15 protein-coding genes are annotated in these 20,179 nt (G+C 53.8%); 13 read left to right on the top strand and 2 right to left on the bottom strand.

All coding sequences use genetic code 11. From position 1 onward, the window contains the following. Window positions 1-171: 171 nt before the first annotated feature. Window positions 172-1,182, bottom strand: coding sequence for a LacI family DNA-binding transcriptional regulator (locus NYE69_RS31365; protein WP_155620842.1), 1,011 nt, complete (start codon window positions 1,180-1,182; stop codon window positions 172-174). A 278-nt stretch (window positions 1,183-1,460) separates the two neighbouring features. Between NYE69_RS31365 and NYE69_RS31360 the strand changes: the two genes are divergently transcribed. The 5 genes from NYE69_RS31360 to NYE69_RS31340 are packed head-to-tail and all read left to right on the top strand — an operon-like array spanning window position 1,461 to window position 6,820. Next, the gene (locus NYE69_RS31360) at window positions 1,461-2,786 is read left to right on the top strand and encodes an ABC transporter substrate-binding protein (RefSeq protein WP_230877201.1); all 1,326 of its coding nucleotides are present in this window, start codon (window positions 1,461-1,463) and stop codon (window positions 2,784-2,786) included. A gap of 40 nt (window positions 2,787-2,826) precedes the next feature. Beyond that, a complete protein-coding gene (locus NYE69_RS31355; protein ID WP_155620843.1) occupies window positions 2,827-3,816 on the top strand; it encodes a carbohydrate ABC transporter permease in 990 nt (329 codons plus the stop codon). An 18-nt stretch (window positions 3,817-3,834) separates the two neighbouring features. After that, on the top strand, window positions 3,835-4,713 hold the full coding sequence (locus tag NYE69_RS31350; RefSeq protein ID WP_340929976.1) for a carbohydrate ABC transporter permease: 879 nt from the start codon (window positions 3,835-3,837) through the stop codon (window positions 4,711-4,713). A gap of 32 nt (window positions 4,714-4,745) precedes the next feature. Further along, a complete protein-coding gene (locus tag NYE69_RS31345; protein ID WP_340929974.1) occupies window positions 4,746-5,849 on the top strand; it encodes a glycoside hydrolase family 130 protein in 1,104 nt (367 codons plus the stop codon). Between the two features lie 5 nt (window positions 5,850-5,854). Further along, the gene (locus tag NYE69_RS31340; protein ID WP_155620845.1) at window positions 5,855-6,820 is read left to right on the top strand and encodes an MTP-1 family protein; all 966 of its coding nucleotides are present in this window, start codon (window positions 5,855-5,857) and stop codon (window positions 6,818-6,820) included. Between the two features lie 123 nt (window positions 6,821-6,943). Here the strand turns inward: NYE69_RS31340 and NYE69_RS31335 are convergent, their stop codons facing one another. Then, complete coding sequence (locus NYE69_RS31335) at window positions 6,944-7,537, bottom strand: Uma2 family endonuclease (RefSeq protein WP_340929972.1); 594 nt, start codon at window positions 7,535-7,537, stop codon at window positions 6,944-6,946. 336 nt (window positions 7,538-7,873) lie between these two features. Between NYE69_RS31335 and NYE69_RS31330 the strand changes: the two genes are divergently transcribed. From NYE69_RS31330 to NYE69_RS31295, 8 genes are all read left to right on the top strand, one after another. Then, window positions 7,874-8,047, top strand: coding sequence for a hypothetical protein (locus tag NYE69_RS31330; RefSeq protein ID WP_164815316.1), 174 nt, complete (start codon window positions 7,874-7,876; stop codon window positions 8,045-8,047). Window positions 8,048-8,650: 603 nt separating this feature from the next. Continuing rightward, window positions 8,651-10,366, top strand: a complete 1,716-nt coding sequence (locus NYE69_RS31325) for a sensor histidine kinase (protein WP_340929970.1) — start codon at window positions 8,651-8,653, stop codon at window positions 10,364-10,366. Between the two features lie 156 nt (window positions 10,367-10,522). Further along, window positions 10,523-12,097 carry a response regulator gene (locus NYE69_RS31320; RefSeq protein WP_340929968.1) on the top strand — a complete coding sequence of 525 codons (1,575 nt, stop codon included), beginning with the start codon at window positions 10,523-10,525 and terminating at the stop codon, window positions 12,095-12,097. A gap of 406 nt (window positions 12,098-12,503) precedes the next feature. Beyond that, a complete protein-coding gene (locus tag NYE69_RS31315) occupies window positions 12,504-13,424 on the top strand; it encodes an ABC transporter permease (protein ID WP_340929966.1) in 921 nt (306 codons plus the stop codon). A gap of 73 nt (window positions 13,425-13,497) precedes the next feature. Then, window positions 13,498-14,424 (top strand): carbohydrate ABC transporter permease, encoded by a 927-nt coding sequence (locus tag NYE69_RS31310; protein ID WP_445744853.1) that lies wholly within the window; start codon window positions 13,498-13,500, stop codon window positions 14,422-14,424. Window positions 14,425-14,490: 66 nt separating this feature from the next. Then, the gene (locus tag NYE69_RS31305; RefSeq protein ID WP_340929962.1) at window positions 14,491-16,059 is read left to right on the top strand and encodes an ABC transporter substrate-binding protein; all 1,569 of its coding nucleotides are present in this window, start codon (window positions 14,491-14,493) and stop codon (window positions 16,057-16,059) included. 106 nt (window positions 16,060-16,165) lie between these two features. Further along, complete coding sequence (locus NYE69_RS31300; RefSeq protein ID WP_340929961.1) at window positions 16,166-18,262, top strand: beta-galactosidase; 2,097 nt, start codon at window positions 16,166-16,168, stop codon at window positions 18,260-18,262. 652 nt (window positions 18,263-18,914) lie between these two features. Beyond that, window positions 18,915-20,075 carry a winged helix-turn-helix domain-containing protein gene (locus NYE69_RS31295; protein WP_340929960.1) on the top strand — a complete coding sequence of 387 codons (1,161 nt, stop codon included), beginning with the start codon at window positions 18,915-18,917 and terminating at the stop codon, window positions 20,073-20,075. Window positions 20,076-20,179 lie beyond the last annotated feature (104 nt).

Here is a 20,179-nt window from a genome sequence, read left to right as displayed (position 1 = left end):
TCACACCTTTCTATTAAAATATGGAATTTTATAAATATTTAACCATAAAAATCGACGATTGAAACCTTAAAATTTCTAAAAATGGTAAAAAAGATGCTTTTGTCCACAAAAAAAGAACGCTCCCGGCGTTCTTTTTTCGATATTCAATCTGCTCCCTGCATCCATCTCCTCCTACCGCTTGCACGCCCCCGTCGATTCGCGTTCGATCAAATGGGTGGGGAGCAGGATTTCCTGGTACGCTTCTTCCGGATGATCGATCCGCCAGAGCAGCTGGGAGAAGGCTTTGTGGGCGAACAGGGGCAGATCGATGTCCATCGTTGTGATTTTCGGCAGCGACATTTGCGAGAAGTGGGTGTTGTCGAACCCGCAGATGGAAATGTCATCGGGAATTTGATGCCCGGCGTTCCGTAGCGAAGAGCATACGTAAAAACCGAAGCCGTCGTTTAAACAGAACCAGGCGCTCGGCTGGCTGGTCATGCCGCGCAGCGCATCGTCGATCGTCGTTTCATCCTCGGCGACGTGAACGAGCATGCGGTCCTCGCGGGGTTCAATGCCATGCTCCCGCAAAGCGAGCAGGTAACCCTCCCAACGCTCCTGGTAGCTGGGGGAAACATCGACGTTGCCGATCACGGCGATGTCCCGGTGGTGCAGGTCCAGCAGATGCTTAACGGCCGTGTACGCGCCGAAGCGGTTGTTCGTAAGCACGGCGTCGGCGTGCAGCAGCGGATGGTGATGGTCGATCAGCACCGCCGGAATCTCCTGGGCGATCACCTTCTCGATATAGGGCGTGCTGATATGGGAAAGAATGAGGATTCCGTCAACTCCGTCGTCGCCGATGAAGGAGGGAAGGATTAGACTGTCCCTCATGTCGGGCGTGATCGATTGGATCAGCAGCTTGATCCCGTGGCGCGTCGCTTCCCGCTCGATCGACAAATAGATTTCGCCAAAAAAGTTCTTCATCGAAAAAGCAAATTCGGAGGCAATGAGTCCAATCGTCTTCACCTGCTTGTCGCCGCCCGATTGCTTTTTGGCGTATTTGTAGCCCATTTCCTCGGCCGTTTCGATAATTTTCCGCCTCGTCTCCTCGCTGACTCCATCTTTGCCCGACAGAGCCTGGGAAACCGAGTTTTTGGAAATATTCAAACGGTCGGCGATATCCTGCATAACGACTTTTTTACTCATTTTATGAAATCCTCTCTCTATTATCTTTTGGAAAACGCAGTTTTGTAACGTTACAAATTGAATATAACATACGCTTGTGCAAAAAGTAAACAATGATAGCTTTATATTAAGGTTATCATGATGTCGAAAGTTTGCGAAAAATATCTTGACAGCGCTGTCACTAGATTGGATAATTAACTTGTAATTTGAAAGTAACGTTACAAATAAGATTACAAAAGAAACGGCTTATGATGTTCCATCCGCATCATCCTTATTTTAACCATTAGGGGGTCATTCATTTGAAAAGACGTGTTTTATGGTTAATGAGCTTGGCGCTGACGTTTGTTTTGACGTTGTCCGCTTGCTCCGGCAATGGCGGCGGAAGCGGAAATCAAGCTGGCGGCGAAGGGGGCGGACAGGCCGGGGGATCCGGCGGCAAAGTCGAAGTGCGGCTGACCACCTGGGCCGGGGCCGATGAGGCGAAAGAGCTGCAAACCATCCTCGACGAGCTGAACGAAAAGTCGGCGACGTATAAGATCGTGCAGGACTCGAATCCCGCGGAATACGACACCCGGCTGATTACGCAATTGACGGGCGATTCCGGGCCCGATCTGTTCTGGATCAACGCGCAGCGCGCGGCCCAGTTCGCGGCGGAGGGGGCCATGCTGGACATTGCCGAGCGGTTGAAGGGATCGAGCCATGACGCCGCCAAACTGGACGATTATTACGAAGCATCGCTAGGCCCATTTACGCATGACGGCAAAATTTACGGCCTCCCCTGGATTCAGCAGCCGGTCATGCTGTATGCCAATAAAGCGTTATTCGATGAAGCCGGGGCCAGCTATCCGGATAAAACCTGGACCTGGGATCAGTTCATCGATGCCGCGACGAAGCTGACGAAGGATAAAACCGGCAAGCATCCGGGCGAAGCCGGGTTCGACGAAAAATCGGTTGTGCAGTGGGGCTTTACGCTTAACGGCTGGCCGCCTTCGCAAATGTTCGTTTGGCAAAACGGCGGCGAGGTGTTGACGGAGGACGGGAAGTCGCCGATCGACTCCAAAGAAGCGACCGCGGCCTACAAGTTTTACGCCGATTTGGTGAACGGCCCGCTGACGCCGTCACAACAAATCATCCGCGACCGCGGCTTCGACAAAATGTTCCGCGACGGCCAAGTGGCCATGTTCATGGGCGGGGCGGCCGACGACCTCGATTCGACCGTCGCGGGCGTGCAGGCGTTTATGGTGCCGGCCGGGCGCTCGGGAATTCACGCTACGTTCGGGGACATCCTCGGCATGGGCATCAACGCCAAAACAAAGCATCCGGACGCCGCCTTCGACGCGCTGCTCGATTTGACCGATGCGATCCACCATTGGAAGATCATGCCGCCGCGCAAATCGCTGGCCGATCTTAAGACCCTGCAGGAGCTGCATCCGGAGAAGGCCCATTCGCTGGAAGCGATCATCGCGTCCATGGAATATGCCAGACCTTACCGCTATTCCGCGAAATATCCGGAGTGGGACAACGTGTACTCGACGCAGCTGATGGATCCGCTGATCAACGGCGGCGACGATCCGGAAAAGCTGATTCCGCAGGTCAAACCTTTGTTGGAAAATGCGATGAAATAGTGCGGTTTGCTATGCAAAAGCGCGGAAAGGAGGAAGCGGCATGGAAAACCACATCGCTACGCTGGCCAGATGGTTGCTGGTGCCCGTTTTCCTGTTGATCGTTGCCGGCCTGCTGTACTTTGTATTTTCAAAACTCGGGTGGAAAAAAAAGCAGGCGTTTGGCCTGGCGCTGGTTTCCCCTTGGATCGTCGGCTTTCTGATTTTTACGCTGTATCCGTTGTTCGAATCCCTGTACTTAAGCTTCACCGAGTCCACCATATTCGGCGGCAACAAATGGGCGGGGGCCGGCAATTACATCAAACTGTTTACGAGCGACATCGAGTTTTGGCCGTCGGTGCGGATTACGCTGCTGTACGCCGCGCTTTCCCTGCCGATCGGGGTGATCGGAGCCCTGCTGGTCGCCATGCTTCTGAACAACAAGATCAAGGGGATCGGCGCGTACCGGACGATCTATTTTCTCCCGGCGGTGATGCCGGAAGTGGCCGTAGCGCTGCTGTGGCGATGGATGTTCAACAGCGAGTCGGGGATTATCAATTACGTATTGTCGCCGTTATTCTCGGTGTTTGGCGTCGACAAGCCGAACTGGTTCGGCGATCCGCATTATGTGCTGGGGGCGTTCATCATTATGAGCTTATGGGGCATTTTCGGTACGAATACCGTTGTGTTTCTGGCTGGGCTTCAGGGCGTTCCAAGCTCCCTGTACGAAGCCGCGGAAATCGATGGGGCGGGGAGATTCGCCAAATTCAAGAACATTACGATTCCGCAGATCTCCCCGGTTATTTTGCTGCAGGTGATCATGGGGATGATCGGAGCGCTGCAGATTTTTACGATCGCCATGTTCGTCCGTCCGACCACGGCGGCCGGCAAATTTATGAACCAGCTCGTGTACGAGCGCGGATTCACGCAGCTGCACATGGGCGAAGCGTCGGCGGTCGCCTGGGTGCTGTTCATCATCATCCTGGCGCTGACGCTGCTCGTGTTCCGCTCCAGCCCGGCCTGGGTTCATTACGAATCGGATGTAAGGCGCTAAAAGAGGAGGTGTGCTTTTATGGCCAAGGTATCAGCTGTCCCCGCCGGGGGGATTTCCGGCAAACCGCTGAAATGGCTGAACAAAGCTGTGATCTACGTGGTCGTCACGTTTTTGGCCGCCGTCATCCTCGTTCCGTTTTTTTGGATGGTTTCGACGGCCCTGCAGGCCGAAGGGGATATTTTCGCCTGGCCGCCGCAGTGGATTCCCGATCCGCCGCAGTGGCACAATTTCCGGGAGGCCTGGATGGCGATGCCTTTTAACCGCTACCTGTTCAACACGGTTTTTATCGTAGCGCTTGGGCTCGTTGCCGAGCTCATCAGCTCGACGGTTGTCGCTTACGGGTTTGCGCGCTTCCGGTTTCCCGGCAGCGAATTCATCTTTCTCGTCCTGCTCGCCACGATGATGCTGCCTTTTCACGTCACGCTCATTCCGACGTTCCTGATCTGGCAGAAGCTTGGCCTGACGGGCCAGTTCGACCCGCTGGTGCTGCGCGCGTGGACGGCCTGGGGACCGTTTTACATTTTTCTGCTCCGCCAGTTTTTCATGACCCTGCCGCGGGAGCTGGACGACGCCGCCGAAATCGACGGCGCGAATTTCCTCCAGACGTTCCTGCACATCATGCTGCCGCAGGTGAAGCCGGCTTTGCTGGCGGTGGCGATCTTCGCTTTCCGCGGATATTGGAACGACTTTTTGGGCCCGTTGATCTACCTGTCCGATATGAAGATGTATACGCTGAACGTGGGCATGTACTTCTTTATGGGCGGCGTCAACGAGGCGCCGCAGTGGAATTATTTGATGGCGATGTCGACGCTGGTGGCGCTGCCGGTCGTTCTGCTGTTTTTTATGGCCCAGCGGTATTTTATCGAAGGCATTACGTTTACGGGAATGAAAGAATAGAGCTTTGAGATTCAGGGATAGGAGGAGAAAAAATGATCCAGCAACAAATCAAAATCGAGCGCTTGGCCGCCAACCCGCTGATCGCGCCCGGCGATGTGCAGCCTTCCTTTCCGGATTGGGAGGTGCTTGGGGTGTTTAACGCCGGGGTGGCGCAGTACGGGGACGAGGTGATTTTGCTGCTCCGGGTGGCCGAGCGGCCCCGGCAGACCGATCCCGGGCGCGTGCTTGTTCCGGTGCTGAACGCGGAGCGGAGCGGCGATGATGCGGAGGAGCCGATCATGAACATCGTGGCCGTGGACAAGGAAAATTCCGGTTTGGATTTTTCCGATCCCCGGGTGATTCGCGACCGCAAAGGCGCTACAATATACTTGACTTCGATTTCCCACCTGCGCGTGGCGCGGAGCCGGGACGGCGTGCGGTTCACGGTTGACGAGGGACCGACCGTTTTGCCCGAGGGCCCGCTGGAACGCTGGGGGATCGAGGATCCGCGGGTTACCCGCATCGGGGATCGTTATCACATCGCGTACAGCGCCGTCTCGGATCGAGGGGTCGCGGTCGGGTGGATGACGACGGAAGATTTTGCGTCGTTTACCAGAGAGGGGTTGATTCTGGCGCCGACGAACAAGGATGTTGCGATATTTCCTGAGGCTATTGACGGCAAGTATTACATGCTGCACCGCCCGGTTCCGGATGGCATCGGGGAGCCGGAAATTTGGCTGGCCGAATCGCCGGATTTGCGGCATTGGGGCAATCACAGGTTCCTGATGGGACTCCGGAAAGGCAAGTGGGACGGCGCACGGATCGGTGCCGGCTGCGTTCCGATCAAAACGGAGGCCGGTTGGCTGATTCTCTACCACGGGGCGGACCAAAGCCATCGTTACTGCATGGGCGCCGCGCTGCTGGATCTGCAGCGGCCGGACCGGGTGCTCGCCCGCATGGAGGAGCCGTTTATCGTGCCGGAAGCGGACTACGAGACCAGCGGATTTTTCCATAGCGTCATTTTTGCCTGCGGCGCGTTTGTCAAGGAGAATCAGGTGCTTATGTACTATGGGGCGTCCGACGATTCCGTGGCCTGCGCAGCGGTTGATCTCCCGCAGCTTATGAGTGCATTACAACAAACCGAATGGAAGGGATAACGGGAATGGTATTGTTCGGAAACGGCAACGTGAAGTCATGCGCCGAATTGGTGGAAGCTTACAGAACGAAGGAAAACAAACCTCAGCCTGCTCAAGCCGAAAAGCTGTTGTTTGACGGCGTTGAGGGGCGCGACGTTTATAATATTTCGGCTCCTTTCGAGGATGAAGGGGAACCGGTCATTGCCGGGCGGGTGGAAAACCGGGACAGCGAAGTATCGGAAATCCATTTCTTCGTGCGCCGCGAGGAGCGGTGGACGCCGCGGGACGGCGCTCCGGTATTCGCCCTGCAGGATCCGTTCTTGACGAGAATCTCCGGCGAGCTGGTGTTCGGCGGGGTTGAAACCTTCCCGCATCCGTCCGAGGAGGGCAAGGTTAGCTGGCGCACGGTGTTTTATAAAGGCCCGAGCCTCGCTAACCTGGAGCAGTTTTTCCGGGGGCCGGACCAAATGAAGGACCTGCGCTTGGTCGAGCTGTCCGACGGGACGATCGGCGTGTTTACGCGCCCGCAAGGGGAGAAGGGGGGGAGAGGGAAAATCGGGTTCGCCCGCGTGAATGCGCTGAGTGAGCTGACGGTCGAGGCGGTGCTGGAGGCGCCGCTGCTGGAGCAATTCCGGGATGAGGAATGGGGCGGCTGCAACGAGATCCATGTGCTCTCGAACGGGAAGCTTGGCGTACTGGGCCACATCGCCCGGTTCGACGAGCAAGGGGACCGCCACTATTATCCGATGGTGTTCGTTTATGATCCGGCAAACGGCACCTACTCGGATATGGAGATCATCGCGGAGCGCGCCGATTTTCTGGAGGGGCCGTCCAAGCGGCCGGACCTGGCGGATGTCGTGTTCAGCGGCGGACTTGTCCGCGGCGAGGGCGGAAAGGCCGAGCTGTACGCCGGCGTCAGCGACGCCGAAGCGCAAAAGCTGAAGATCGACGACCCGTTTGCGGGATATGAAAATGAAGCAAACCAGCCGTAAGCTGGCGCAACCTCTGTGCGGTTTTTGATCCGCGCGGAGGTTTTTTAGTAAAATCTATAAAAATGGCGGCGGCGCCAGACGGCTTACATGCCATCCGATGCCGCCACTTTGCCGGTCTTCTCTTCACCCCGGCAACCCCGCAGCCGCGTCGACGACCTGTCCCATCGTAAACGAGACGCAGGGAAGGCGCTCCGACCGGACCGTCTCCTCGCGGTCAAACACTTCCAGCAGCTCGTATTTGCCGTCCTTCAGCACATATTGCTCCAGCGACTCGTGGGCCGGATCGATGATCCAATACTCCGGAATTTGATAGGCGGCGTACACTTTCAGCTTGCTTTGCTTGTCCCGCTTGACGGAATGAGGCGAGAGGATTTCCGCGACCAGATCGGGGATCCCTTCGATTCCCCGGCGGGTGATAATTTCGATCCTGCTGCGGTGTACCATAACCAGATCCGGCTGACGGACCTCCGTATGGGACAAAATGAGATCAACGGGCGAGGCGAAAATGATATACTCTGTTTGACAACTATTGGTTAGTAAATTCTGAATTTGGTTGCTTATCACTTGATGCTTGGGCGTCGGGGCAGGCGACATTAGCTCCAGCACGCCGTCCGCCAACTCGTAGCGCTTCCCGTCGTCGGGCAGCCGGGCATAATCGTCGTAGGTGGCAGGCTGCTCTTTAATGATAGGTTTTTGCTTATCATCTCGGGCTTTCATAGGGTCCCCCTTAAGAACGACTTGCTTAAAAGAGGTTGCTCAAAAAGTCATCTTTCCATGACGAAGCCGTTTATGAAGAGGGGTCGGCGTCGAATCTTGAATTCAGCCGGGCCTTCCGTTGCTCACGTAGGCTCACCTACGCTCCGCTACTCAGTCCCTAGCTTCATCCAACCTTCTCGGTCCTGAAAACCTGACTTTTTGAACTCGCATTTAAATTATACCATACAGCCCCTGGCCCGGCGTTTGAAGGATCGACGACATTTCTCCGGATGCAGGTATATTCAGGAAAATATTAGCAATAATAGAGAGCAACTCTATACGGAAGGAGCAAAGCTAATGGATGCTACTCTTGGAGCCGATGAGGTTGTCCGCAGAATCAAGCAATTGCAAACGGAAGGCAGTTCGCTAAGCAAAAAGCAGGTCAAGCAGCATGATCCGGAGTTGATGCGCAACGCTTTGTTTTACTTTCCCAGCTGGGAACATGCCGTAAAAAACGCCGAAGGTCTATAAATGTAAGCCCCGTTTAAGCTAGAGCCGAGCCGTGGCCGGACTTTGTTCCTGTACCGCAGCGAGGCTCTTTTTGTACCCATAACTTACTTTATATCTCTATTTTTTTTGACGCTGCCTATTTCTCAGGCCTCAACCTTAACTCGGCGCTTGACAGCCAGCTATAAATGGAACGACGCTGCCGTCGCCCTTCAAAATAGCGGCACTTTATGTACTTATTATCCGCAACCGGGCATGTTTTTCCCCATTAGCAGCACTTTATGTACTTATTTTGCTACGAATGGTCCAGAGCGCATCACATCTCCTCGCGATGAGGAAAATAGCTTCATAAATTGCCCCTATTTCTCTCAAATGGCCGGATATCGCCAAATTAACGGCATTTTATGTACTTACTTTTCAAACCAAGGGCTCAGCATCCACAATATCCCATTTAGGTTACTACTCATCGACCTCCCCCTTCCACAACTTCAATTGAACTTTATATCAAAATAGCTGATGCTCTTCTTTTTTCTCTTTTGCCGGCTTCGAAAACAAGCTGTTTATTTTACCACCCTCTGCCTATAAGATGAATGTATACGATTTCATAGCAGAGGAAGCCGAAAATCGATGAAAAAATACATCCCTTTTACCTACAAAATGCTGATCCCCTATTTGCTGCTCGTCTTGTTGACGGATGCGGTCATTGGCTACGTTTCTTACTCGATGCTGATCCAGTCGAGAACGGAGATGGCGGAGACGAATATTCGGACGGGCATGGAGCAGGCGCGAAACAACATCCGCTATCAAATGGACGAAATCCAGCGGATGTCGGACACGCTGTTCAGCAGCCTTGCGTTTCAGCGGGCGCTGCAGACCAAAGGGGAGGCCTACGACATCTACTTGGCCATGCTGGATAAGATCGTGCCTGAAATCACGGCGCCGCTGAAGTTATTCGGAAACGATATCCGGTTAATGTTATATACGCTCAACGATGAGCTGTATTTCGTATCGGGCGATAACCTGGAGGAGCCGATCAAGGACAGCGATTACTATATTCTGCCGTTCGAGGACATCAAGGACAGCGCCTGGTACAGAGAGTTCAAGGATTCGGAGCGGGACAACATCTGGCTGCAAATCGACACGGACCGGCGGCTCGGGAACATCTCTCACATCCGCAGGCTGGTGTCGTACAGCGGAAATATGACCGTCATCGGCTACGTCCGCATCACGGCGTCGCTCGACGACCTGTTCGGCGATTTCTCCACCTTTCCCGTCGAGGAAGGCATCACCATCCGCCTGATCGATACGGCTTCATCCGGGGAGCTGCTGTACCAGCGGGGCAGCGCCGAACAAAGCTATGACGGAAATTCCTACTTAAGCCTGAAGGAACTGATACCGGGAACGGATTTCGTGATCGAAGCGCTGGTGCCCAAAGCTTATTTAACGAAGGACGCCGGCCGGCTGCAGCGGGTGATCTTTACCGTCTGCTCGATCAGCTTCGCCTGCATGGCGGCCATCGGGTATATCGTCGCCCGCTTGTCCGGCCGCAAGATGAAGCGTATCGTTACGCTGGTGCGATCGTTTCAGGACGGCAACTTTCAGAAGCGGATCCGTTTTTCCGGCAACGATGAATTTGTCCACATCGCCGATGCGTTTAACGTCATGGCCGCCAATATCCAAACGTTGATCAACAGCGTCTACGTGCAGGGAATCCAGAAAAAACAGGCCGAGCTGGAGGCGCTGCAGGCGCAGATCAACCCGCATTTTCTATACAACACACTGTCTACGATCAGCAGCCTGGCCAATTTGGGAGAAACGGAAAAAGTGACCCAAATGGTGCAGGGCCTATCCCGCTTTTACCGCCTCACCTTAAACCAAGGCAACGTGTTTACGCCGCTCGAAAACGAATTAAAGCAGGTCGAGACGTACCTGGACATTCAGCGCGTCAAATACGCCGGGGCGTTTACGGTCCATATCGATGTGGCCCCTTCCATTTTGCAGGTTCAGGTCATGAAGCTCATTTTGCAGCCTTTTGTGGAAAACAGCTTTAAACATGCCTGGTTTGGCGAAACGATCGCCATCATCATCAAAGGGCAAAAAATAGGCGATCAAATCGAGCTGAAAGTGATCGACAACGGCATCGGCATGCGGCCGGAGACGGTGAGCCGGTTATGGATCGGACCAAGCCAAACCGGAGGCTACGGCGTCAAAAACGTAAACGAACGAATCAAGCTGAGGTACGGCGATAAATACGGGATTCGCATCGCCAGCGTTTACGGCGGGGGGACGACGGTGCGCATTATGCTCCCGGCCAATACGGAAGATCAGCCCGCTTTGGAGTAAACCGGTAAATTACCGAATGGGAATCATCGCCAAATCTCTTAAAATCGGTGAATTTGTATAGGTTTTCATTGAAAACCGCTATATTTTTGGAAGCTGCCTGCAAGTATGCTCGAAATATAAGGAGTAAAGAAGTAAACCATCCGGAGGATGACAGATATGACAATCAATGTATTGCTGGTTGATGACGAAGCGATTGACCTCGAGTGGCTGCGCCGCAGAGTGCTGGCCGGCGGATTGAATCTCCAGGTGGCGGCCACGGCCAACAACGGCTTCAATGCGTTAAAAGCGATGGAGCAGGAGCGCATCGACTTGATCCTGTCCGATATCCGCATGCCGATTATGTCGGGGATCGAATTTGCCCGCAAAGCGAAAGGAATCAATCCGCAGGTCAAAATCATATTCATCAGCGGCCACGACGATTTCGAATACGCCAAGGAAGCGATCAGAATCAGCGTGTCGGGTTATCTGCTGAAACCGGTGGAAGACCAGGAGTTGTACAAAATGCTCGGCGAGCTTTGCGCCGAAATCAAACGTGAACGCGACCAGGACCGAACGTTTGCGGAAGCGCTGACCCTGGTGAACGAGGAGCTGCTGCTGCGCTGGCTGAATGACATTTCCCCGGAACAGGTGGAAGGCCATATCCGCGGGTTTTTGGACATGCTCCTGAAAACGGGGACGGCGGCCGCTTTGGTGGAAATCGATGACCTCGAGTGGAAGACCCGAGCGATGGACGAGGACGAACGACGCCGGCAAATCCATAAGGTGATGGATTTCGTTCAGCAGTTTTCGCTGCAAATGAAGATGGGCACTTTTCTCGTCAATCATCCGACGAGGTTCGTCCTGCTGTCGGCCGTTCCGGAAACGACGTTTCTGGAAATGCTCGAAGAGTTGATCCGCGCCGTTCGCCAGATTTCTCCGTTTTCCGTCACCGTCGGCGTCGGCGGATTTGCCTATGACGGGCAGCAGCTGCGCGAGTCTTACCGCCAGGCCCAGGCGGCGCTGAGCGCGAAGTGGCTCGTCGGCAAAGACCGGCTGATCCGGGAGGCCGGCGTGTTTTCGCCGGAAAGCCGGTTTGCGGCCAAACGGACGGACGAAATCCTCGAACGGATGCTGAAGGCGATTCTCAACTATGACCTGGTCACGATCGACGACTGCCTGCTGGAGCTTTTTTATCAAGGGGCGCCCCTCGCCCAGAAAAACGACGTCTACGACCTGATTATCCGGATTACGACCAAACTTCATGCCGATTTGCGGGAAATGGGCGAAAACTTGTACGAGCTGTTGAAGTGGGATTCGCATCAGCCGTTGCTGCTGTTCCAGTTTGAAACGATTCATGACATCATGTCATGGCTGCGGAGACGGTTTTTCGAGCTGTCGGAGCTGCTCTACGCCAAAAAGCGGAAGCAAAAGCGCAAGCTGATCCGGGACATTATGCAGTACGTGGAGAACAATCTGGAGCAAAAAATTACGCTGAAGGAAGTGGCCGCGCAGTTTGACTTTACCCCGAATTATTTGGGTTATTTGTTTAAGGAAGAAACCGGCGTCCATTTCAGCGAATATTTGAACGATCTGAAGACGAAACGCGTATGCGAGCTGCTGACCGAACCTACCTTGAAAATCTACGAAATCGCCGAGCGGATGGGGTATAAAAATATCATTTATTTTAACCGCCAATTCAAGCAGGCCACCGGGATGACCCCGGGCGAATACCGCAAAGCGCAAAAAATATAAGCGGGTATCGTGGAATTAGTATTACTTTTTGTTGCTTAGCTGAATCCCTCTTGAAAACGCTCCCTTCTATAATTAGACATATAGTACGTGTTCAAAAAGTCGGCTTTTCAGCACCGAGAAGGTTGGATGAAGCCTGGGACTGAGTAGCGGAGCGTACGTTTTGGGTACGTGAGCAGCGGAAGGCCCGGCTGAATTCAAGATTCGACGTCGAGCCTGCTTCCTGACCTGCTTCGTGATAAGAAAAACTCTATCGACGAATAATCAAAGAAGACAGACCGCCCTAAGCTGAAGTTTTTCTTGCGATTTAAGGAAGAGACGCTTCGGTGACTATTCATTCTTAAATCTTCAAAAGACGACTTTTTGAACTACCTCATATAGAGACAATCGAGAGGGGAGTATGGATCAGATGAAGCGACGCGGATTTTGGAGCGATGTCATGCAATATAAAGTTCTGCTGCTCATGCTAACACCGGCCGTATTGTTTTTTCTGCTGTTTGCCTATGTGCCAATGGCAGGGATCGTGCTGGCTTTCAAACAATATAACTATACGGACGGTGTGTTCGGAAGCCCTTGGAACGGACTCGACAACTTCCGCTTCTTTTTCGATTCCGGAGATGCCTGGCGGGTGACCCGAAACACGGCTTTGTACAACATTGCCTTTATCGTGATCAACAATGTGATCCAAATTTTTGCGGCGATCCTGCTATTCGAGGTGGCCGGAAAATGGTTTCGCAAAATCACGCAAACGGTAATGTTCCTGCCGTATTTCATCTCCTGGGTCGTAGTAGGCGCCATCGCCTACAACCTGTTCAACTACGACTACGGCACGATCAACGTTATCCTGAACGCGCTTGGACTGGAATCGATCGATATTTACAACACGGCCGCCTATTGGCCAGTAATCCTCGTCGTCGTTTCGGCGTGGAAAGCGCTCGGATACGGTACGATCATGTATCTGGCGGCGATTACCAGCATCGATACGGAAATGTATGAAGCGGCCGAAATCGACGGCGCCAACGTGTTCCAACGGATTCGCAAAATCACGATGCCGAACCTGTACCCGACGGTCATCATTTTGGTGCTGCTGGCCATTGGGAATATTTTCAGAGGAGACTTCGGGATGTTTTACAATATGGTCGGCAATAACGGCCTTTTGTTTTCCTCGACCGACGTTATCGACACGTTCGTGTTCCGGTCGCTTACGACCTCGAACGAGATCGGGATGTCTGCCGCAGCCGGTTTTTATCAGTCCATCCTGGGCTTTGCCACCATCATGCTCGCCAACTATGCAGTACGCAAATACGACAAAGACCGCGCCTTGTTCTAATCCGCAGAGGTTGGCAACTTGAACAAACTGCATAAACACGACGAAAATATTGGAGGTAAACGATATGAGTACGATGGCACCGAACTTGAACCCGGCCGTCCAAACGACGGCGAAAAAACGCAAATCGGTCGACCGCCTGCTGCTGCAGATTATCGGATACGTCACCTTAACTTTGCTGGCGATATTTTGTCTCTTTCCTTTTATTCTTGTGATCTCTTCCTCTCTTACGGAGGAGAGCAAGATCATTGAGAACGGGTTCCAACTCATCCCGACCGACTTCTCGTTAGAAGCTTACAGTATCCTGTTCAAATATCCGCAGGAAATGTTGAACGCATACGGTGTGACGATTTCCGTCACTCTGCTGGGCACGTTGTTCGGGTTGTTCCTGACATCGATGACGGCCTATGTGCTGGCGAGAAAAGATTTTAAGTGGCGGAACCACTTCTCGTTATTCTTTTTCTTCACCACGCTGTTCAGCGGCGGACTTGTTCCGTGGTACCTTCTGATCGTCAATTACCTCGAGCTGAAGGATACGTTGATCGTGCTGATCCTGCCGATGCTGCTTAATGTCTTCTACATCATCGTCATGAAATCGTTCATGGGCAGCATCCCGGAAGCGATTATCGAATCGGCGAAAATCGACGGCGCCAGCGACTTTCAAATCTATAGGCGATTCGTACTGCCGCTGTCTAAGCCGGCATTGGCAACGATCGGTCTGTTTATCGCCTTGGGGTACTGGAACGACTGGTACAACGCGCTGCTGTTCATTTCCAACTCCGACCTGATGCCGTTGCAGTATTACCTGTACCGTTTATTGGGGAACATGGACGGTATGCGTAAAGCCATGATGGCCTCTGGAGCGGTTATTTCGGTGAATATCCCAACTGAAAGTTTGAAGATGGCCATGACGATCGTGGCGACCGGTCCGATAATGATCGCGTATCCGTTTATTCAACGTTATTTTGTGCAAGGCTTGACGATCGGTGCAGTCAAAGGATGACCACAGGGCAACCTGGTTATCACATAGATGCAGCAGTTCATCATATATTAAGGGGGAACTTCAGTAATGAAACTGCAAAAGAAAGCAACGTTTCTTATGATCATGGTGTTGGCATTGACCACTTTGCTCTCCGCGTGCGGCGGTGGCAATAGCGCCAATAGCCCTGATGCTGCGGCTCCGAACAACGCGGCCGCCAATACGGGAAGCGAAGGCGGCTTAGATATCTCAAAGGAAGTAACGCTGAAAATGATTCTGCTTGGCAGCAAGCCAACCGATTACGAGGAGGTATTCGGGGAGCTTAACAAGCTGCTGAAAGAGAAAATCAACGCTACCGTCGAAGTCGAGTTTCTTGATTGGTCCGACTGGTCGCAAAAATATCCGCTGAAATTCGCTGCCAATGAAAATTTTGATATCGCTTACACGGCTAACTGGGCCCTTTATAACGACCAGGTGCTCAAGGGCGGTTTTTTAGAGTTGACGGATGAAATGCTGCAGAAATATGCCCCAAAAACATGGGAAGCGATGCCGCAAACCTCCTGGGATCAAGCGAAAGTGGGCGGCAAGCTTTATATGATTCCGAACAATAACCGGGAAGTGACCGACAAAGTTGTCTTTATCCGCGAAGATTTACGCAAAAAATATAACCTAGAGCCGGTCAATAGCCCGGAAGCCTACGCCGCCTATTTGAAGACGATCGGCGCCAATGAAAAAGGTATCACCCCGTTCGGTGCCAAACCGGCCGACGGCTGGAAATGGCACGAGCTAGATCAAATCTTGCTGGAGCAGCAAAACGAGTGGAATCTAGTGGATTACAGCTTCCCGTTCGCTTATAAACTGGACGATGGCACGGGCAAAGTATTCAACGTCTACGACACGCCGGAATTCACCGAACTGTTGAAGTACTACAAAGATTTGGCCGATAACAACGGCTGGTCCAAAAATATCGTGAGCAACAAAAACGACGTCTGGCAGGATATTAAAGCTGGAAAAACAAGCTCCTACTCTCATACCCTTGGTACGGTTTCCAACAATTTGGGCGAAATGCGCCGCGATAAACCGGAGTATGAGGGCGGGATCGCGGATCTGACGCCGGACAAGAAGAAGATCGGGGCGATTTCCACCCAAAACGGGATGGCGATTCACGCGACATCCAAAAACGCGGAACGTTCGCTGATGCTGATTGACCTGCTGCAAAACGATAAAGAAATTCATGACTTGACCATGTACGGGATCGTTGGCAAACACTATGAGCCGGTGGGCAACGACAAGTTTAGCCCCGGCCCAAATGCTTCCAATTACACTAACTTCTCAAACTGGGGGTGGAACTCGCAGCTGAACCGTACCGATGCTTCCTATCCGGAAGAGGGCAACCAGATCGCGGCGGATTGGCAGCCTAAAGTGTACCATTTCCCGCTGGAAACTTTCGTCTTTGACGATACCAAAGTGAAAAACGAAGTGGCGAACGTCGGCAACGTGATGCTGCGTTATGCGATTCCGCTGGAATACGGTCTGATCAAGGACCTGGACAAAGGTCAAGCCGACCTGATCAAACAGTTGAAAGCGGCCGGGTTGGATATGATTCAACAAGAATTGCAAAGTCAAATCGACGCATTCCTTGCCGCCCAAGCCCAATAAGGGCGTTTAGGATGAAAGGAGGGGCGCCCGTTCTCCTCCATTTCTTTTTTGTGATTACAAAATTGAAGCTGAATCCAATACATAGACGAACGGAGAGGACGATAGCATGAGCACAAAATCGATGAAATTTCCCCCAATCAGCGCTAAGCTGCCGGCGTTTATGCACGGCGCCGACTACAATCCCGATCAATGGCTGCACGACCCGCAGGTGCTGGCCGAAGACATTCGGATGATGAAGCTGGCCCATTGCAACGTGATGGCCGTGGGGATTTTCTCCTGGGCTACATTGGAGCCGGAAGAGGGCGTGTACCGGTTCGAATGGCTGGACCGCGTGCTGGACACCTTTGCGGAAAACGGCATCTACGCCTGGCTGGCTACCCCCAGCGGCGCGCGCCCGGCCTGGATGTCGGAGAAATATCCGGAGGTGCTGCGCGTAGGCGGCAATCGCCAGCGTAATCTCCACGGCATGCGGCATAATCACTGCTTCACGTCGCCGGTCTACCGCGCGAAGGTGACGCAAATGAACATGCGCCTGGCGGAGCGCTATTCCGGCCACCCTGCGGTCCTCGGTTGGCATGTGTCCAACGAATACGGCGGGGAATGCCATTGCGATTACTGCCAAGAGGCGTTCCGCGGCTGGCTGAAGCGCAAATACGGATCGCTGGACGCGCTGAACCGCGCCTGGTGGACGGCGTTTTGGAGCCATACGTACATGTCTTGGTCGCAGGTGGAATCTCCGGCGCCGCACGGCGAGACGATGGTGCACGGGCAAAACCTCGACTGGCGCCGCTTCGTCTCCGATCAGACGATCGATTTCTACAAGCATGAAATCGCCCCGCTCAAGGCGGTGAATCCCGATCTGCCGTGCACGGTCAACATGATGGATCTGTTCTACGGGCTGGATTACCGCGAATTTGCCAAAGCGGTGGACGTTATTTCCTGGGACGCTTATCCGACGTGGCACGAGGCGGAAACGGAAGCCGGCGTGGCGTCCTGGTTCGCCTTCAACCACGACCTGTTCCGCTCATTGAAGAAACAGCCGTTTATGCTGATGGAAAGCACGCCATCCTTAACGAACTGGCAGCCGGTCAGCAAGCTGAAGCGTCCGGGCATGCACCGGCTGTCCTCGCTGCAGGCGGTGGCCCACGGCTCCGACACGGTGCAGTATTTTCAATGGCGGAAAAGCCGCGGCTCCAGCGAAAAGTTCCACGGTGCGGTCATCGACCACGTCGGCCACGAGCATACCCGTGTGTTCCAGGATGTGGCTTCGCTCGGTGAGACTTTGGCCGGACTGACGGAGGTGCTCGGCACAACGGTTCCGGCGGAGACGGCGATCCTGTTCGACTGGGACAACCGCTGGGCGGTCAACGACGCGCAGGGGCCCCGAAACAAAGGGATTCACTATGAAGAGACCGTCATGCAGCAGTACCGCGCTTTGTGGGAATTGGGCGTACCGGCCGACATCATCGGGTCCTTCGACGATTTTTCCGGGTATAAGCTGCTGGTCGTACCGATGGCGTATCTGCTCCGTGAAGAAACCGGGAAAAAGATAGAGCGGTTCGTCGAAAACGGCGGCACGCTGTTCGTCACCTACTGGTCGGGCATCGTCGACGAAAACGACTTGTGCCATCTGACCGGCTTTCCCGGACCTTTGCGGAAGACGCTGGGCGTATGGGCGGAGGAAATTGACGGGCTGCACGACCATGACCGGAACGGCCTGGTGATGGAGCGCGGGAACGAGCTTGGCCTTAGCGGCACGTTTGAAATTCACGAGCTATGTGAGCATATCCATGCCGAAGGTTCCCGAGTGCTGGGCGTCTACAGCGATGATTTTTATGCCGGCAAACCGGCGTTAACCGTAAATCGCTTCGGCGCAGGCAAAGCGTATTATTTGGCGGCCCGCGTCAGCGACCCGGCGTTTTACGAAGCGCTGTACGGCAAGCTCGCCGAGGACGCCGGTGTGCGCCGCGCGCTCGATGCCGCGCTGCCGGCGGGGGTGACCGCGCAGCTGCGCACGGACGGGGAGCACGATTACGTGTTCGTGCAGAACTTCTCCGGCCAAGCGGCTCGCGTCGAGCTGGACGGGCGCGGCTACACGGATGCCGAAAGCGGCGAAGCGCTCCCCGGCCCGCTGCTGGAACTGCCCGTGCACGGCATCGCGATTTTGAAGCGTAAAGCGCAGGAGCAAGGCGCGCAGGCGTAAGGCACAGGTGTAAAACGTAGGTGTAAGCCGCAGGTGTACGGCGAGGCTACCGCATCAGGGCTTCCGATCCTGGAATTGTAGCTGGGAAGTTCCAACTCGCAACTGGGGAGTCAGCCTCTTCGCGTCCTATGGTAAGAATAAGGGACAAAAATGTCGCTATTTTCAGCAGAAACCGGGGATGAGCAAAATAGCGGAATAAAAAGTACTTATTTTCCTCCGGCTGGATAAAAACAGGTAAAAATAAGCGGGCTTCGCAAAAATAGAGCCCAAAAATGTCGCTATTGCAATGAAATGGCACGGAATGAGGGAATAACACCATAAAATGCCGTTATCGCAGGGCTCGGACAATTACAACAAGCGAACTACAAAGCCCACTGCAATAACCGCAACACAGCCACTGCAACACAGCCACTGCAACTGCAACACAGCCATTGCAACACAGCCATTGCAACACAGCCATTGCAACACAGCCACTGCAACACAGCCACTGCAACACAGCTACTACAACATAGCAACTGCACTGCAACAAGGGCAATACTGGCAACCGCAGTACAACAGCCGCTGACCCGATTCAGCGGCTTTTTCAATGCCGGAAAAAGAAGTAAAATGAAAAACAACATTTACTTAACACCGCGAAAGGATGAAGGCACGGATGTCCTCATTGATCTTTGACCCCGCCAGCTATACGGTAACGTGCGGTTCGGATTCCATCGGCTTGCTGGCGAAGGAGTTCGCGCTTCTGCAATTTCTGTACGATCACCGCAACCAGGCGTTTACGCGGGAGCAGCTGCTCGACCGGGTATGGCTGCTGGAATATCCGGTTGAGCGGACGGTGGACGACCATATTTACCGCCTGCGGAGGAAGCTCCGCCACTGGCCGCATATCGCCATCAATACGGTGCGGGGATACGGGTACAGCCTTACGGTCCGCGACAGAAGAGCGGTCGGCAATCCTTCGGTGCAAGATCCGGAAGTGCAAGAGGCGATGAGGGAGCTGTTCAAAAAATACCACTTGCTGGGGCAGGGCAGATCGCTGCTTGCTTTGGCCGACCGGCAGGAAGTGCTGGGGTTTGAAGTGGATGAATTTTATACGCTTTACGTTCATTTCATTCAAGGCGATATCCCCTGGTTTCTGGAAGAGAACGGAATCCCCTTCCGGGAAAAATTGTATTGGATGCTGCTCATGTATCGGGGAATGGCGCTGCGGCGGGAGGAGGTTCTTTCCTTTCTGCAATTATGCGAGAGAGTGCTGGCACTGCACATTCTTCCGGACCGGCAGCACCGGGAAATGGAGATTTTAAACATCCTGGACGTATATGCCGATGCCGGACGGCCCGGGGAGGCGATAAACCGATTCGAAAAGACGCGGCAAACGGTCGAATCTGACGGACTATCCGGCTTTGTCATCCCTGTTGCAATTATGGAAATGTACGTTCAGGTCGTTGCCGGCCAGAGCTCTGAAGCGGAACGCGCCTCCGGCCGGATCGAGCGGCTTTTGCAAGGTTCGCCGTATCTCCGGGAGATCGGACGTTACCATATTGTCAAAGGTCTGCACCTGCTCACCCAAGGGCAGCGCCAGGCTGGAGCCGATTTGATCGACGAAGGACTGGAAGTGCTGCAAGCGTCCATGCATGTGCCGATGCTGCTGGGAGCGGTTTGCCAAATCGTGTTGTTCCTGCAGGAACGTCTGCCGGATGCTCCCCGGCTTGAACAAAAATACCGTGCCTTTTACGATGCCTTGGATAAAGAGTTCGGCTTGTCCCGCTATCGGACCGATCTAAAAGAGGTTATTCAAAAAGCCATCTTTCCATGACGAAGCGGTTTTATGAAGTGGGTTCGACGCCGAATCTTGAATTCAACCGACTCTCCCTCTCAAGTAAGTCGGATTCCGTCTGATTTTCCTCTGACATTGCTCCG

It is taken from the genome of Paenibacillus sp. FSL R5-0527 (genome assembly GCF_038008055.1).
Lineage (GTDB): Bacteria > Bacillota > Bacilli > Paenibacillales > Paenibacillaceae > Fontibacillus > Fontibacillus macerans.
Note: the sequence above shows the minus strand (reverse complement) of the source record. Positions and strands in the feature narration are given on the sequence as shown.